At 34.9% G+C, this 16,258-nt stretch carries 15 protein-coding genes, 1 pseudogene and 1 riboswitch; of the genes and pseudogenes, 4 read left to right on the plus strand and 12 right to left on the minus strand.

Annotation, left to right across the window (positions count from 1 at the left end; translation table 11 throughout):
* The 3 genes from GHT08_RS14550 to GHT08_RS14560 all read right to left on the minus strand — a co-directional run.
* The coding region (locus tag GHT08_RS14550; RefSeq protein WP_163582123.1) for a disulfide bond formation protein DsbD at positions 1-390 on the minus strand (390 nt) is incomplete at its 3' end.
* A gap of 269 nt (positions 391-659) precedes the next feature.
* Complete coding sequence (locus tag GHT08_RS14555; RefSeq protein ID WP_163582124.1) at positions 660-1,331, minus strand: MFS transporter; 672 nt, start codon at positions 1,329-1,331, stop codon at positions 660-662.
* A 250-nt stretch (positions 1,332-1,581) separates the two neighbouring features.
* Positions 1,582-5,568, minus strand: a complete 3,987-nt coding sequence (locus GHT08_RS14560) for a 5'-nucleotidase C-terminal domain-containing protein (RefSeq protein ID WP_163582126.1) — start codon at positions 5,566-5,568, stop codon at positions 1,582-1,584.
* Positions 5,569-5,716: 148 nt separating this feature from the next.
* On the opposite strand from GHT08_RS14560, the gene GHT08_RS14565 reads away from it, so the two are divergent.
* Entirely contained in the window at positions 5,717-5,920 is a 204-nt protein-coding gene (locus tag GHT08_RS14565) for a hypothetical protein (RefSeq protein ID WP_163582127.1), read from the plus strand.
* 221 nt (positions 5,921-6,141) lie between these two features.
* Here the strand turns inward: GHT08_RS14565 and GHT08_RS14570 are convergent, their stop codons facing one another.
* The 5 genes and pseudogenes from GHT08_RS14570 to GHT08_RS14590 all read right to left on the minus strand — a co-directional run bounded on the left by GHT08_RS14570 (position 6,142) and on the right by GHT08_RS14590 (position 9,087).
* Positions 6,142-6,537 carry an NUDIX hydrolase gene (locus GHT08_RS14570; protein WP_163582129.1) on the minus strand — a complete coding sequence of 132 codons (396 nt, stop codon included), beginning with the start codon at positions 6,535-6,537 and terminating at the stop codon, positions 6,142-6,144.
* A gap of 179 nt (positions 6,538-6,716) precedes the next feature.
* On the minus strand, positions 6,717-7,502 hold the full coding sequence (locus GHT08_RS14575) for a TIM barrel protein (protein ID WP_238343591.1): 786 nt from the start codon (positions 7,500-7,502) through the stop codon (positions 6,717-6,719).
* Between the two features lie 219 nt (positions 7,503-7,721).
* Positions 7,722-7,937, minus strand: a pseudogene (locus GHT08_RS14580) (RidA family protein); the annotation flags it as partial.
* 32 nt (positions 7,938-7,969) lie between these two features.
* Positions 7,970-8,446 carry a DinB family protein gene (locus GHT08_RS14585; protein WP_163582132.1) on the minus strand — a complete coding sequence of 159 codons (477 nt, stop codon included), beginning with the start codon at positions 8,444-8,446 and terminating at the stop codon, positions 7,970-7,972.
* A gap of 89 nt (positions 8,447-8,535) precedes the next feature.
* Positions 8,536-9,087: a GNAT family N-acetyltransferase gene (locus GHT08_RS14590; protein WP_163582134.1), complete on the minus strand. Its 552-nt coding sequence runs from the start codon at positions 9,085-9,087 to the stop codon at positions 8,536-8,538.
* Between the two features lie 465 nt (positions 9,088-9,552).
* Positions 9,553-9,651: riboswitch (purine riboswitch) on the plus strand.
* Positions 9,652-9,715: 64 nt separating this feature from the next.
* On the opposite strand from GHT08_RS14590, the gene GHT08_RS14595 reads away from it, so the two are divergent.
* Positions 9,716-10,900: an MFS transporter gene (locus GHT08_RS14595; protein WP_163582135.1), complete on the plus strand. Its 1,185-nt coding sequence runs from the start codon at positions 9,716-9,718 to the stop codon at positions 10,898-10,900.
* A 203-nt stretch (positions 10,901-11,103) separates the two neighbouring features.
* Here GHT08_RS14595 and GHT08_RS14600 read toward each other — a convergent pair whose 3' ends face one another.
* The 3 genes from GHT08_RS14600 to GHT08_RS14610 all read right to left on the minus strand — a co-directional run bounded on the left by GHT08_RS14600 (position 11,104) and on the right by GHT08_RS14610 (position 13,072).
* Positions 11,104-12,093: an aldo/keto reductase gene (locus GHT08_RS14600; protein WP_163582137.1), complete on the minus strand. Its 990-nt coding sequence runs from the start codon at positions 12,091-12,093 to the stop codon at positions 11,104-11,106.
* Positions 12,094-12,360: 267 nt separating this feature from the next.
* Positions 12,361-12,528, minus strand: coding sequence for an aspartyl-phosphate phosphatase Spo0E family protein (locus GHT08_RS14605; protein WP_163582138.1), 168 nt, complete (start codon positions 12,526-12,528; stop codon positions 12,361-12,363).
* A gap of 301 nt (positions 12,529-12,829) precedes the next feature.
* Complete coding sequence (locus tag GHT08_RS14610) at positions 12,830-13,072, minus strand: helix-turn-helix transcriptional regulator (RefSeq protein ID WP_163582140.1); 243 nt, start codon at positions 13,070-13,072, stop codon at positions 12,830-12,832.
* A 152-nt stretch (positions 13,073-13,224) separates the two neighbouring features.
* Between GHT08_RS14610 and GHT08_RS14615 the strand changes: the two genes are divergently transcribed.
* Positions 13,225-13,629, plus strand: a complete 405-nt coding sequence (locus GHT08_RS14615; RefSeq protein WP_163582141.1) for a helix-turn-helix domain-containing protein — start codon at positions 13,225-13,227, stop codon at positions 13,627-13,629.
* Positions 13,630-14,019: 390 nt separating this feature from the next.
* Here GHT08_RS14615 and GHT08_RS14620 read toward each other — a convergent pair whose 3' ends face one another.
* Positions 14,020-14,640 carry a LysE/ArgO family amino acid transporter gene (locus GHT08_RS14620; protein WP_163582143.1) on the minus strand — a complete coding sequence of 207 codons (621 nt, stop codon included), beginning with the start codon at positions 14,638-14,640 and terminating at the stop codon, positions 14,020-14,022.
* A 119-nt stretch (positions 14,641-14,759) separates the two neighbouring features.
* On the opposite strand from GHT08_RS14620, the gene GHT08_RS14625 reads away from it, so the two are divergent.
* Complete coding sequence (locus GHT08_RS14625; RefSeq protein WP_163582144.1) at positions 14,760-16,214, plus strand: aminotransferase-like domain-containing protein; 1,455 nt, start codon at positions 14,760-14,762, stop codon at positions 16,212-16,214.
* The last annotated feature ends 44 nt before the right edge of the window (positions 16,215-16,258 follow it).

Raw genomic sequence — 16,258 nt, forward strand, 5'->3', positions numbered from 1 at the left:
GGAGACTTCTTTCTGAAGAACGTTAAAAATAACAGTGCCAAAAGTAAACTTAGCAGGGTATAATGAAAGTACCACAGCAATAATCTCGCTGAGTATTTTTATCCCCCCAGTTAAGTGAAATATGTCGTTTATCAGGTAATTAGCTAATTGGATAAGACCGAATACAATACTCACCGACACAATAAATGCAAACAATATGAGAATTACTTGTAGTAAGGACATCTGTTTTATTTTTCCGAATTTTTTAATGCTACCATCGTTAATTGCAAAAGAAAAATATGCCATTAGAGTTAATAATAAGTACCAACTTGAATAGCCAAACCCTATCCACAAAGCACCCATTCCCAAAAGTAGAATCCACCCAATTATGTTAAAGGTTTTTCTATTCACATAACCACTCCCATAAAAAATGATATATAGTTAAATTGCCTCATTGTCCTGATTGGCACTAATTTCTATTCCAGAATTGCTCCCGTTAAAGGAAGAATAAGATAAGTATTTTTTATTAATAGTATGTGTAGTTATAAAAATCGGAATGAATAGCCAAATATTAATAACATGACAAATTCTATTAGCCACCCTAAGTACATTTAGCACACTATTTCACAATGTTCCTTTATAATCCAAAATTAGTAAAACGATGTATGAAATTCGATAAGTTAATTGCTTACTTTATCCATAGATTCAAAAACCATTCCATCTGTTGATTGCACCTTTAAAGGTTCTCTTATTTCATCTAAGCCTATCATAATATAAGGCGTTTTATCCTTATTCTCACCTTCAACAATTTTAACAGTGATTTCAGTCGGTCTCCATTTACTTACACTTTCAACTACAATTTCTTTTCCTAAATATTTTTCTCCTAATCTGAGCGTTACTTGTTTTTTACCTTCCGAAATAGTGGAAGTCCTATAATAGCTTTCACCCCTTCCAGCATCTTCTGTATATGTTGTTTCTCCTTTATCAATAATCCAGTAACCTTGATCAGAATAGATAACCAACCCAATCGTCGCAATAAATATAATCGGCAGGATGGCAAGAATAATTTTATCAAATTTCTTAAATTCCTGTGGTTCCTTCCTACGCACTAATAATGGCAAAAGAAGTGTACCAACAATACTAACGATTAAAAATCCTGCTGCTAAGAAACCGTATGCCATACCCTCAAAACCTCGAATCACAATAAAACCATATGCTGTAACGACAATAGAAAAAAGAAATGTCACTATTGGTGCTAAATAATACTTACCATTTCTTTTAGATACTATAAAAGTAAACATAAAAGTAATCAAACCTAAAAAAATACCACCTAACATGATTAAAAATACCATGTAAACTCCTCCAATTTAAAATAAATGCAGGATATTGTCTGAATATATAATGACAACAGCCAAGTACCTTTATAATTAAATATTAATCCGAATTCACTAACCCAACCAGTTAGCACGATATCTTATTACACTATTTTAACATAATATTCCAATATTTCATTTTTAATTTCACCCATAAAAAAAGACGATCATTTGATAATCGCTCTGAATAAAAATCCCCTCTACATACAAGCAAAGGGGATTTCGTCTATTATTCTATTTTTTTATTACGTCTAGCAATTAGTATCATAGCTCCCACTAAGAGTATGATCAAACCTGCTGTTAACCAATTGAAAGTGCCAGTAGCAGTTTCTGGCAACTCATTTCCTTCAGACTTATTTTTCATTGTGTCTGGAGTACTTTTTTCACCATCTTTCTGATCGTCCGTTGAATCGTTCGAATTATCTGGATCTGATGGTTCTTTCGGATCTGTTGGATCACTTGGATCTTTCGGGTCCTTCGGATCTGTTGGGTCACTTGGGTCTTTCGGGTCCTTCGGATCTGTTGGGTCACTTGGGTCTTTCGGGTCTGTTGGATCACTTGGGTCTTTCGGGTCCACTGGATCTATTGGATCTTCTGAATCAGGGGTGTCTTCTAATACAGTAAATACACTGAAATGATCTGTTGCTGCTGTAACTGTACCTTCTTGATAGTAACCACCAATGGCTTCCCATTCATCTTGGTTATTTAAATAATATACTTGCAGTTCATCTGTATCCTGAACATGATCTATTTGAATAGGGAATATTAACGTTATCGCTTGATCAAATTCAGAGATAAGGTCTTCTCCATCAAAGATAGATAAATCATAAACTGAACTGATTGGGTTATCATGGTCTATTTTTTCTAAAGCAATGGATAGCTGATTGTTTTCTGCAAAATTACTGGCAGGAATTTGTAATGTTATTTCTTGCTCCCTGATAATCTCTATTAATGCATTTTTTTGTACTAATTGAGCTAATTGATCACTCGTGATATCTACTTGTACAGTGTCTGACTCCATGTCAGTAATATCAATCATTAGCGTTCCATTATCATTCAGCAATTCCACAGACTCATCAATGATTGTTGCTGTTTGGTCTGTAATAACAACGTCTGCACGAACATGATCTTGTTTAGGGGTTTCTGGATCCTCTTCATTTGGATCTTCTGGTTCTGGTGTTTCTTCTTCATATAATTCAATATCATTTGCACCACGAGGCTTTAACTGGGTCGTTCCATCAAATTGACTGGAAACACCTACAATATTAACCTTGTCGCCATTTGCAAAGTCAAAATCATTAAACACCAGTCCTGTACGATTATCTACACGTACCAGTACGGTTTCTCCGTCAATTGTTGCGTTAAATTCAAATGTGCCATAGTCATTCACTTCATTTAGTTCTGAAATGACTGCTCCTTCCAATTGAACAAGCTGGGCTTCATTAGCACTTGAGATTTGTGAAGGCGTAACATGGATCGGAGCTGGCACGTCACCTTCTCCCAATTTTTCAAGGTGAGATAAAGAAGAGATTTGCAATTCTCCACGATATTTTCCTTTTATCCCCGTAAGTTGGACAAGATCACCTTGTTCCAGTTCTAATTCATTTTGGAAGATATAGATACCAGCCGTTTCATCCTGCACATAAAAACCTTGGCTTCCCCAATTTCCAGTATCGGTAGTTACCACACCTTCAATTGTAACTTCCTGTCCATCATCAGCATTCCGTGCCTCATTAATAGTAATCGTTTCATTAGGCGCAGGTGTTGGTTCTTCTTCGACCCATTCAAAACTAGCAGGAGACTTCAATCCCGGCATTCCAAAATACGCTTCTAAATCACCAGTAATCTCAATCCATTTCCCTAAATTATCCGGGTTATCTACTAGATTCAAATCATTACGAATCGCACCAGATGGCAATTGTACTGGAATAATGTTATCCATATTTCGTTCATCTGGGGAATCTGCTAACATCAAGTTGGTATGCGTAAAGTCACCATCAAAATTACCAGTCATGGTGCCCACAATATAGCCTCTTACTGTCTCAGTACCTTCATTGTTGGCAATTGCCTGGGAAACTGTAATGAAATCCCCATCTTCTGTCGGCGGTTCTACAGGTGTATCTGTGATCGTGATTCTAGTACCTTCTTCATAATCGATCGGTCCATCATGATTCGTTACATATTCAACCACTGCTTCCCATACTTTACCGTAACTTTCATTTCCTGTTTCATTACCTAATTGATAATAATTACTTCCATGCATGTAGTCATTATACGCAACCGTATATTCTATTGACTCATCTAATGGTGTACCATCAGGTAATGTGAAATTCACATCAACAAAAGAATTGTTTTCTTTCACAAGTTCGTAATGCAATCCTGATACTTGTATATCCGTTCCGTTGTGATAATTAGACTGCTCTAAGAATATTTCTTTCATTTCTTCAACCGTAGTTGTGACAACAACCACTTCATTTCCAAATCCGTCTAAAAACTCAATTTGGCCATCCGTAATATCACCTGCTGGTATAGACCCTTCTACAGAAGATCCATTTAGCATACTAAAATCGGCACCCGTTAGATCACGTACTGCATCGGTATAGAGATTTCCTAAACTAGCATCTCCGGACATCTTGTTATCTGACGACAAGCCATTATTCGTGTGTCCAATCACTTCGCCAGCAATTGGTGCATCGTTGTCAATTTCGATTTCAATACGTTCATTACCCGAATAATTAATTTTTTCGCCATTTTGCGTAAGATGCTTTGCATAATCTATCATCGCATCTGTCATCATACCTGTTAAAGCGGCTAAAACTTCACCTTCAAAATGATAACCACTTCCGCCTGTACCAATGTAATCACTAACTGCTACTGTATAGGTTTGATCCTCTTCGACAGGCTCTCCATCTACTTCTAATTCAACATCAATGAATTTGCCAGCATTGTTGGTAATCACTTTATAATGAAGGCCAGAAGTTTGCAAATCGATTCTATTACGTCCATCACGCTCATAAGAATACTGCATAACATCCTTAAGCGCAGCACCTGTCATTTCGAGTTTCATAATTTCATTAGCAAAAGGTTCAATCGTGTAAATATCATTAACAGTTAAAGGACCTGCAGGGATACTTGCACGAATGCCACCACCATTCGTTAAAGCTATATCTGCATCAGTTTTAAAACGCATAGCATCTGTCCAAAAATTACCTAATGGTGTATCAAGGCTACCATTTCTGCTCAGCCCTGTTTCTGTGTAACCAATTTCTTCTGACAAAAGTTCATCCATATCGGCAATATACTTATCGACTTTAGTTTGAATACTATCATCCACGTCTTCTAAACTAGAAATCGATTGCAAGAAATAGTCGACATTTTCTACTTCTTTTGTTTCTGAATTAATCTGTAGAGTAAGGTTACCTATATTTGCTGCATTACCACCTGTTTGTACAATTGGCGTGCCATTGTCGGTATTTGGGTTATTTAGTGTTGTATGACTGTGTCCACCGATAATGACATCAAAATAATCTACTTCCTGAGCTAATTTCTGATCTTCTGAATAACCGATATGCGTTAATGCAATAAGTACATCTGCTTTTTCTGTTAATTCAGATTCGTATTGCTTAGCTGTTTCAATGGGGTCATTAAACGTAAGTCCTTCGATACCAGCAGGTGCTGTCGAAGGAGGTGTTTCCGTAAGAGAAAATACAGCTACTTTTAAGCCATTCACGTCAAAAATTTCATAAGGTGCTGGTTGCGGAACATCAGCTTCCGTACCTTCACCAACCTCTATGTTCGCACTTAACCAGTGAAAATCAGATTGGTTGATACGTTTAACCATTTCCTCCTGACCATAATCAAATTCATGATTACCAATGGCCATGGCTTGTAATTCCATATCATTTAGCAGATCAACAATAGGTTTTCCAAATTGAAGATCGACAACTGGATTACCGCTAAAAATATCGCCTGCATCTAAGTACATGGAATATTCGGACTCTTCCCTCTCTGATTGTATATACGCCCCTACTTTTCCAAAATCCTCAATTTGCGCATGAATATCATTTGTATGTAGAATCTTTAAATCTATTGGATCGCTGTTTTCAACCGTTTGGGCAGAGGTCGGGATAGCTAGTCCAATTACCAAATAGATTGCTGCTACGATTACCAGAAAAAAATTAAACTTTCTCGACAAGTGCTGCTGTGAATTTAGCATTTGTTATTCCTTCCTTTCATATTATAGGTTTGCACTTGCGATTATAAAGGTAAGATACTAAGGGACTGTTAATTTAATGTAATTTTTTTGAAAATTAGCTTGATTATGTCATAATAAAGAAAAATCAACTAAGTCGGAGGTGATTTTCATGATCGTGACGATTAACAACCAGACAATTAAACTTTTTAAAGGAGCAACGTTGAAACATGCTTTATTAAAAACAGATGAACAATTGTATAAGTCGGTTGTTAAAAAAGAGGCAATCATTAAAGATCAAGAGGGAAATAGGACAGAGGTGAATGGGGCAGTTGCAGACGGGTGGTCTTATGTGGTTGTAAAAAGAGTTGAATAAAAGAGACTAATCAGTAGTTGGTCTTACAGATGTTTTACACTACGTATATAAGCTAGATAGACGAATTGTTTTCCTTTTAGCAAAATATGCAGTTATTATTAAAGTGAATTATAACATTGACCACTTTTTGCATTATTTTTTTATTAGACATTAATACGTCTATTCTTATTCACAGTAAATGCTCATTCCTTTTGTAATTTCTTATTGAACAAACATGCCCGTCACTTTAATAATGATTGAACCTTTAAAGCAACCTCTTTCGGTTTAACATCAATAGATGATAACCTTTCTAAATCCATCCACATTGGCGAATACGTTAATCTATCTCTATCCTTGTCTGTGTATTCTTCACCTTGTCCTGTGCCAAATGTTCCATCAATGATTTCAGATAAGAAAAAGTATTGAGTTCCGTTAAATTTTACTTCTGCAATGCACTTATTAACCTTAACTTTTACTCCAAGTTCTTCTAAAGCTTCTCTTTTCGCAGCATCTTCGGGTGTTTCTCCATTTTCAATCCCACCACCAGGAAAAACGTAATAAACAGAACCATCTCTTATTCTTCTAATTAGTCCAACCTTTTTACTTTCTATAATTACTACTGAACCTCTATCACGCATAATCGCATCCCCTCTATGTCTTATTAAAACAACCCGCCCCGTTAGCACAATATCTTATTCCATTATTTTAGCATAATATTCCAATGTTTCATTTTTAATTTAACCCATAAAAAAAGACGATCGTTTGATAATCGCCTTGTTAAACTCTTGTACCTTTTGTTGAAATATCATATTTTTGGTTAACTTCTTATTATTTCTTTCACCCAATTAATTCCTTCATTTACGAACGTTTCTGTTGGATTTGTATGTGGTGTGTGTTCAAAAACAAAATACACACCTGAACTTGTCGATAGTTTATATATTAATTCTTTTACATTAAAGTGTAGATTGTCGATTTCGTGTGACGGGTGAACAGGTACCCAAATGTATTTATTATTATGAAACTCTACGTTGTGTAAATGGACTACCTTTATATGCTTCTTCCATTTTTCAATATAATCCATTACCTTATCTCCAGTCGCTAATAAATAATCCCCTATGTCAATGCAAAGTTTTATTCCATACTTGTCCCAAATTTCAATTGGAAAATTATCAAGAGATCTAATTCCAAACGCTGACCTGTTAAGTCCTAGTTTTGGCTCGCAAACAATTGTTATAGAATATTTTTCTTGTAGTAAATGTAATCTTTTTATTCCATTTTCTATTATTTTATTAGTATCTATATCTTTTTCTTCCTTAAAATAAGGAAAGTGCCCTAAAATATACTTTGCCCCTAACTGGGACATATATTTAACTTCCGATTCAAACTGTTCCCATGCCTGTTCAGGTTCGTATTGTATCTTTTCCAACAAATCATATTTACTTTGATTTCTGTACAAAGGTGAGTGTAGACCAAATGTTACATTCTTTTCCTTTAATAGCTCTAAAAAATTTTTAAAAGACTCTTCACTTGGAAACTCACCAATCTCAATATGATTTACATTTTTCTTCCTAAATAAGAAAGGGAACTTTTCAGGATCTGACATAATTACACTTCCAGAAAGTCCAATACAATGATGCATATTATAGTTTATCCCCCTTCTAAAAAAAGATTCTAAGTAAAACATATTCTTAAAATACATTATTCAAAGCACTATACAATCGTATTGTTTAACCATTACACTAGATAGCTTAAGTACACCATTTAATGAATTACTATAATTGATTAAATGGTTGTGCTAGATGAGTACTGCCTCTTCTACATATCAAATATCTTTACAAGCCCATGCATCAATTTCTACTTTAAGCGAAGGTGCTGCTAGTTCTCCTACATATAGCATTGTAGTGCAAGGAAGATGTTCTCCAAGAAAATCTCCGATTATTTTTCTTCGTTGTTCCGCTTCAAAATCCCCAACTAAGTAGAATACCATTTTTGTCAAATCTTTAATCTCCATTTCAGCAGCAACAAGATTCTTCTTGAGTTGCCAAATCGATCAACAAGAAACGAAGATATTTAATCCCATATTTGAGGTCTATCAATATCCATCGTTCTCATATAATCTAACAACTGACCTGTATGAACAGATTCATGATAAGCAATACGCAATAGCATATCTCCAAGTGTTCTAACATATCCTACATCAGATCGGTCTATTTCAATATTTTCAAAATCACTAGGATTGATTGTCTTTATGTAACTAATAAATTTCTCGCGATATGGTTGAGCATATGCCAATTCATCTTCTACTGTTGTAAATTGTTTTGTATCAAAAGGATTAGATAAATTGGTTAATGCTCCACTACCTTTTCCCTTGAGAATTTGGTGATAAAGAAACTCACCTTCTAATATATGTCTAATCATCTCGGCACAAGTCATTGCCCTTTCATCAGGCTTCCAATCTAGCATATTGCTCGGTATTGCCCTCCATACTTTTTTACTCCTACGTCTAATTTCTTCAAAATTTAGTAATATTAAATCATTCTGATTCACTTTCCATCCCCTCCAATATCTTTCATTCTTTTTTCATCAATAACCATCTATTTTCAATTCTTGCACCTTTTAATTGAAGAATTCTATTATTAATACCAGTCCTTTTTTAGTAGCGAATACGAATAATGGTCATAGTATTTGCCTCTAAATAAATGTTTGTCTCGATAAATGCCCTCATTTTTAAATCCTAAGCTTTCTAATGTATTTGTGGATCTTTTATTTCCCAAAGCTACATATGCATTTATTCTATTTAGTTTCATATTGGTAAATCCACTCTCTATTGCTGCAATTAATGCCTCTTTCATATATCCATAACTCCAAAATTCATACCATAAATCATACCCTATTTCCGCTATATTATTAGTTCTATCCCACAAATCAAATCCACAGGTGCCAATCTGTTCATTGCTATCTTTCTTCTCTATAACCCATCTATTATGCCCTTTTTCTTCAGGGTTTGTGTTCCACTCTATAAGTTCAAGCGCTTCTTCTTTTTTTGTAAATATTTCTTCATCATATAGAAATTCACATATTTTTTCGTTACTGAAAAGCTTAAATATAAACTCTGCATCTTCTTCGTTAACATTTCTTAATTTTAATCTGCTAGTCTCTAATTCAGGGAAAAACCTTTGCTCGCTCATCATAAACACCCTTTACATCGATTTACTATCTTTTACTTAACCTGCTCGTTACTCTAAGTGCTTATAACAAATACACATACTAAAATTATACCAACAGAACTTTAATTTCCTTCAATTGTTCTATTAGACTACTTCTTCCACTAATATTAACGATTAGTGAAACGGATTCATTTATCCTCGGAAAAATTCACAATAAATAAACCGACCTTAATCAATAAAAGGAAGAAAAGAAAAGTAAACCTATTCCTATAAAAATCCCCCTATTTTCGCTACTTTTATTTTACCATTTTTTACTTAAACTACCATAGTAGATGTGAATAGTAAGTTTTATTTGGTATACCGATTTTCATTATGTAATAGTCGAATTATCTCTTTTTAAAAACCCATACTTCAACTTTTGGTTAGTGTCACAAAAAATTACCACTTGAAAAATAACCAAATAGCTAGTAAACTATTCAAAGTGTTTATAAATAAAATAATACAACCTGTATAACCTCAGAATATGGCGTGAGGGTCTCTACCAGGAACCTTAAAATCCTGATTACAGAAAATGAATGATTCGTTTTCTGTAATCAGGATTTTTTTATTTCCTATAAATCACTTTAGTAGAAAGGACGTAAAACAGAATATGAATGTAAAAGTTTTTATACTAGCATTATCCACTGTAGCAGTTGGACTAGTTGAATTAATTATTGGTGGCATACTTCCAACTATTGCAGATGATTTAAATATCACTTTAAGTTCAGCAGGACAACTAATCACGATTTTCGCACTTATTTATGCTGTATCTGGCCCTGTATTACTAGTTCTAACGAGCAAAATAGAGCGAAAGAAATTATATTTACTATCTTTATTTGTTTTCTTCATTGGTAATATTATGACCTATTTCAGTCCGAATTTTACCTTTATGATGATTGCAAGAATTATCACCGCAATGAGTACAGCACTTATCGTGGTACTATCCTTAACGATTGCTGCCAAGGTTGTTGCACCAGAACACCGAGCGAAGGCTCTGGGTCTAATTTATATGGGAATTAGTTCATCACTTGTTATGGGAGTACCACTAGGGATTTTGATTTCTGACAAATTTGGTTGGCGTGTTATTTTTCTCGGGATAGCTATTTTATCTATCGGTTCCTTTGTACTGATTTCGATCTTTTTGGAGCGATTATCTGGAGAAAACACCGTTCCACTTTCACAGCAATTAAAAGCAGTAAGTAGCTTAAAAATAGGTAGTGCACATCTTGCGACTATGTTTATGCTAGCAGGACATTACACGCTTTATGCCTACTTTACTCCATTTTTAGAAACGGAACTTCAGCTAAATTCTAGTTGGATCAGTATCTGTTATCTATTATTTGGAATTGCAGCGGTAAGTGGTGGAGCATTCGGAGGAAGTCTATCCGATTCGATTGGAGCTCAAAAAAGTATCATTGTCGTCATTGTTTCTTTTGCTGTAGTATTATTCATCTTACCATTCACTACTTTTTCGCTTATTGTATTTATACCAATTATGATGATTTGGGCAGCATTAAGCTGGAGTCTAGCTCCACCTCAACAAAGCTATTTGATTCAAACAGATCCGGCTACATCGGATATTCAGCAAAGCTTTAATAATTCAGCGTTGCAAGTTGGTATTTCGATTGGATCAGGTTTTGGTGGTATCGTGTTGAGTCAGACAGGGACTGTTGCTCATACGTCTTGGTTTGGTGGAGTTCTTATTGTCGTATCGTTAGGGTGTGCGGTTTTTTCTTTAACAAGGAAAACGACTGCAAGAGAAAATAATAATACGACCATAGCTTTTCAAAAATAAATACATGAGTAACCAATAGTAGAAGAATACAAGAACAAAATTCCCCTTGGCAAACAGGGGGTATTCACTAGTTCTGCTCTTCAACTCTGTTATCTTAAAGAACTTCTTGTTGTGAATTACATCGGGTGCATTTATACTTCAGTAATGCACCCGATTTTTGATAAGTGTTTAAAGGAGACAAATCTTTCCTCGAATAACCTTCGTTATCTAGTTGGCAATGGTGCTCGCTTAGAAATAAATCCTTTGTCCACTAATTCAGTCCAAAAGGATTGTGGGATATCTTTATTAATCATCTCTACATCTTCTGCATTATGTTCTGGACGTGTTGAACCTGGAATGACAGCTTTTACTGCTGGGTGTGCCGTTGAAAATTGTAATGCTGCTGCTTTCAAGCTTACATTATGATTTTCAGCAATTTCTTCTAACTGCTTTACTTTATTTAATATATCAGCACCAGCTTTAGCATAATCAAAATGATCTCCTCCAAGTAACACACCAGAATTAAATGGACTTCCTACAATGATATCTACACCTTTTTCCTCAGCTCTTTGCAGCATGCGCTCTAAGGATTGCTCATGCTGTAAAAGCGTGTATTGAGTGGCAGATAAGCAGACATCAGGCTGAGCTTCTTCCAAACCCATCACTAGTTCAATAGGTTCGGTTGTATTGACACCAACTCCCCATGATTTAATCACCCCTTCTTCACGAAGCCGACTTAAGACACGAAAGGCGCCATTTCTAGCCTCATCAAATTTTGTAATCCATTCATCTCCATGGAAATCAGGGGAAACATCATGAACGAAAACCATATCCAAGCGGTCCGTTTTTAACCGGTCTAAACTTTGTTCAATAGATTTCATGGTGGCTTCCTCTGTATAATCTGTTATTACTTTATTTTGACGACCATACTGGAATATCCCTTCTTTATTTTCTTTTTCATCGGTAATATAACGTCCAACTTTAGTCCCTATGAAATAATCATCACGATTATACTCTGATAACGCCTCACCTAAACGCATTTCCGATAAACCTGCTCCATAAAAAGGTGCAGTATCAAAATAGCGAATTCCTTGATCCCAGGCGGTTTGTATGGTTTTTTGTGCTTCCTCTTCGGGAACGTCTCTGAACATATTCCCTAATGGCGCGGTTCCAAGACCTACTTTATGTTGAAGTGCTTGCTCTAACGATTTCAACTAAACTCCTCCTTATCATGAAGTTATATATTTCATTTTCCACTTATACTCTGCACTAAACACGAAGACTTGGATATTTAAATGTTAAAACGTTTTAGGAGGAATAATCGTTTTAAGTTGTAACTTTACTAACTTCTAGATAAGTTTGAACACTTTATTCTATGTATATTGAAAGGCAACCCACGATTGTTAGAGGAAAAATGTAGTAGGGGGTTATAAAGTTCCTTGATTTGATGATAGACTTCACTTATCTAAAATCCTTCATATCTATTTCATTAACTTTTGATAAATTTTTATTTGTTCATCTAATAGTTCACTATATTTTAAAGTAGAGGGGGCTGTTAATCCCTCTCGTAATCCGATGTCTACTAATTTTTCCCGCATTAATTCAATTCGTTCTAATAATGAGTCGGCATCGACTTCACTATTATGCATATGGAAACCTCCTTATTCAACTGTATTGGTTTGGATGAATTGGGACAGGAAGAATATAGAAGGATTATTTCGTGAAATTACATTAAGTACTTAGTAAAACGAGGAGAGAGTCAATATTTTGTCTTAATTTTTTGGGATGTTTAATCTCCTAATTACGTTCAACTATTTATTCCAACTTGCATCCCCTTGGAACCCTTCATTAATTCATCAAGTACTCAAAGCATGTCCTTATTGTATTTTCCTGTTTATCTATACATTTGTCTTATATGCATTTTGAAACTAATTGCCTATCTCATAGCTCTCACCGCCTTTTCAAATTCCGACTCGGATTACTGGACATTTCGTTCAAGCTCTCATTATAGAAAAGCTCATCAACCGTACAATTTAATACATCCGCTATTTTTTTAGCCAAATCAACACTAGGTGTTCTTTTTCCTTGTTCAATTTTGTAATAATAAGATGTTGAAATACCAACCTTTTGTGCGATTACATCAACTTCTTTATAACCTTTACTAATTCGAATATGTCTTAAGTTTCTTCTCATAGAATCACCTTCTTTATTAGACGCTATGTCCTGTTAAATAATACTATAATGGACATTACGTCCAAAATCAATCCCTTTTTCCCCATTTTGTCTAAATATATTTTGTGTTTTGGACAAATAGTATAATATATGAGTTATATGGAGGCTGACTAATGAGTAAATTCAGTAATAGATTAAAAAACATTAGGTTAAAAAGGAATATTTCTAGAAAAGCATTAGCTCAAAAGGTTGATCTATCTTACTCGACTATTGCTAAGTATGAGAATGGAGAAAGAGAACCAGATATTTCTACATTAAATAAATTAGCATTATCTTTGGAAGTATCAGTTGATTACTTAGCAGGAAAATCTAATAATGAAAACAGTGACGATTCCAACCTAATTTCAGAAGTCAACTGCCTTCTTAAAGAGTTTGGCATAGAATATTCGGGCTTTCACGATATCGATCGCTGGAAGGCCTTGGGACCAGAGGAATTAAAAGAACTGGAGAATTACTTTAAATACATCACAGATATGGCTATGAGAAAAAAAGAAGAAAATGATGATGAACCAACTTAGTGTATAAATAAAAGCTATCTAACATTTACTAACCTTCACATAAGGAATAAGACAAGGGTAATGATTGTAGTTACCCTTTTGCTTTATTCTATAGTGATTATTTTACTTTAAGTGATTAGAAGAACAATTTTTTACTCCAGTACTTTTCCCCACCAACACTTCATTACCACCAAAAAAGTAAGAGATTATGTTAACAGAATCTGTCATGGGGAGAAAACTAATAATTCACTAGATGGCTCTCTCTTTCAATTAAAACTTAACAAAGTCAAAAGGATGTACATACTATGAGTTTATGAATCACGTTCTAGGATCAAGGACTATTTCAACTCTCTGCTTAACCAGTATTTGTGATACAGTTCACTTTGCTTTTATGGTAAAGCACTCTATAAATTAATTTACTAATGAGTACAGTTGGTATCCCATATAAACAGCCATGCCCCATATAATAAACGCGGATACCTGGTTCATAAATCTTAAAAACTTACCATTTTTATCAAACTGACCAATCTTTCTGCCAAAGATCGCCAAGGAAAAGAACCAGATCCAAGAAATCATTATACAAGCCACGGTAAACACCCATTTTTCATATCCTGTATAAGCCAATGAACTAGTTCCTATCACTCCAATAGTATCCATAATAGCATGAGGATTAAATAATGAAACACTAGCAGCAAAAGTTACCTGACGGCGTAGAGAAAAATGTTTTTTTTCTTGATGATCGCTTATTTCAGGTTTGCTTTTCCACATACTCCATCCCATATAGGCTAAGAAAAAGACTCCAACTAAAAATAACAAAATCTTGACCCATTCAAAACTAAAAACAATAATGGATACCCCTGCCACAGCCAAATAAATGAGTATGGTATCACAAATTCCTGCTGTAATAATCGCAGGTAAAGCGTTGACGAATTTGTTGTGTGTCGCTCCTTGATTAAATACAAATACATTTTGAACTCCTAAAGGTAAAATTAATCCAAATGCTAGAATTATTCCATGCAATAATGGTTCCACGATGTTCCCCCCTCTTCTTATCTAGAATAGCGAAGGATCACCAATATGTCTCCAACCAATTGGATGGAAATTCACCCAACCATTTTGTTATAATTTCAAAAAAAGATTGGAGGTAACCTATGTCTGATTTAGCGTGGAAGCCACAAAAAAATTCATCCATTCCTTTACATCAACAAATATCTGATTTTATGAAAAACAAAATAATGAACGGTGAATGGACAATAGGTACTAAAATACCATCACAACGAGATTTAGCAAAATCTTTCCAAGTAAACCGCAGTACAATTGTAACTGCACTTGAGGAACTGGTTGCCGATGGACTAATTGAATCTAAGGTTGGGAACGGTACTAGAGTGATTAACAACACATGGAGCCTACTCGCTTCAACACCTCCTGCTGATTGGATTAGTTATGTAAAATCTGGTATTCATAAACCAAATATAACAATCATCCAAAAAATTAATAAAGCTGAGGCAGATCCTAATATCATTAGACTGGGAACAGGAGAACTTTCACCAGACTTGTTACCCAACAGCAGAATGGAGCAACTGCTACAAATAGATAATGAACAGTCTTTATCGCTTGGTTATACGGAGCCAAAAGGAAGTCTTTCTTTACGTAAAACGGTTAGTACATATTTGAAAACAAAGGGAATCAACGCATCTCCCGAATCAATTTTAATTGTTTCTGGAGGACTTCAAGCCCTGCAGTTGATTTCAATTGGATTATTAAAAAGAGGTTCAACAATACTTCATGAAACACCATCCTATTTAAATTCCGTTCACGTTTTCCAATCGGCTGGAATGAATTTAATGGGGATTCCACTTGATGAAGAAGGAATTAAAAGTAATTCAATTGGACCTATGAAGCGACAGCATAACGCAACTTTGCTCTATACGATCCCTTCTTTCCACAATCCTACAGGTACATTAATGTCCGAAAAAAGGCGGCTCGAATTAATAGAGGCTTGTCAAAGGGAATCTATACCTATCATCGAGGATGATGTTTATGGTGATTTATGGTTTGAGACTCCATCACCAAATCCTTTGAAGGCAAATGACGCACAAGGAAATGTACTGTATATAGGAAGCATGTCTAAAACATTGAGCCCAGGTTTACGAATCGGTTGGATTGTGGGGCCTGAACCTGTCATGGATCGTTTAGCAGATATCAAAATGCAAACAGATTACGGGTCAAGTTCCTTATCACAATACGTTGTAGACAAGTGGCTTTGTAGTGGTATGTATGAGGATTACTTGAAGGAAACAAAAGAGGAGTTAATCTTCAGAAGGGATTTCACTATTCAAATGTTAAAGAAATATTTTTCTGACATAGCAACATGGAGCACCCCAAAAGGTGGCTTTTATATCTGGCTTCAATTATTAACAGGTGTTTCCACCCGAAAACTATTTGATGTAGCCTTGCGAGAAGGAATTTTATTAAATCCAGGAAGTGTATATGATAATAATGATGATCAGCACCTTCGTATTTCCTATTCATATGCCTCAATAGAACAATTAGAAAAAGGGCTATTTTATTTAGCACAACTTATTAAAAATCTTTCTATCAATTGAATCTCTTCATGGAGGATACCGTAATAATGTAGTACGGTATCCTT

It is taken from the genome of Gracilibacillus saliphilus (assembly GCF_010994085.1).
In the GTDB taxonomy this organism is placed as follows: Bacteria; Bacillota; Bacilli; order Bacillales; family Amphibacillaceae; genus Gracilibacillus; species Gracilibacillus lacisalsi.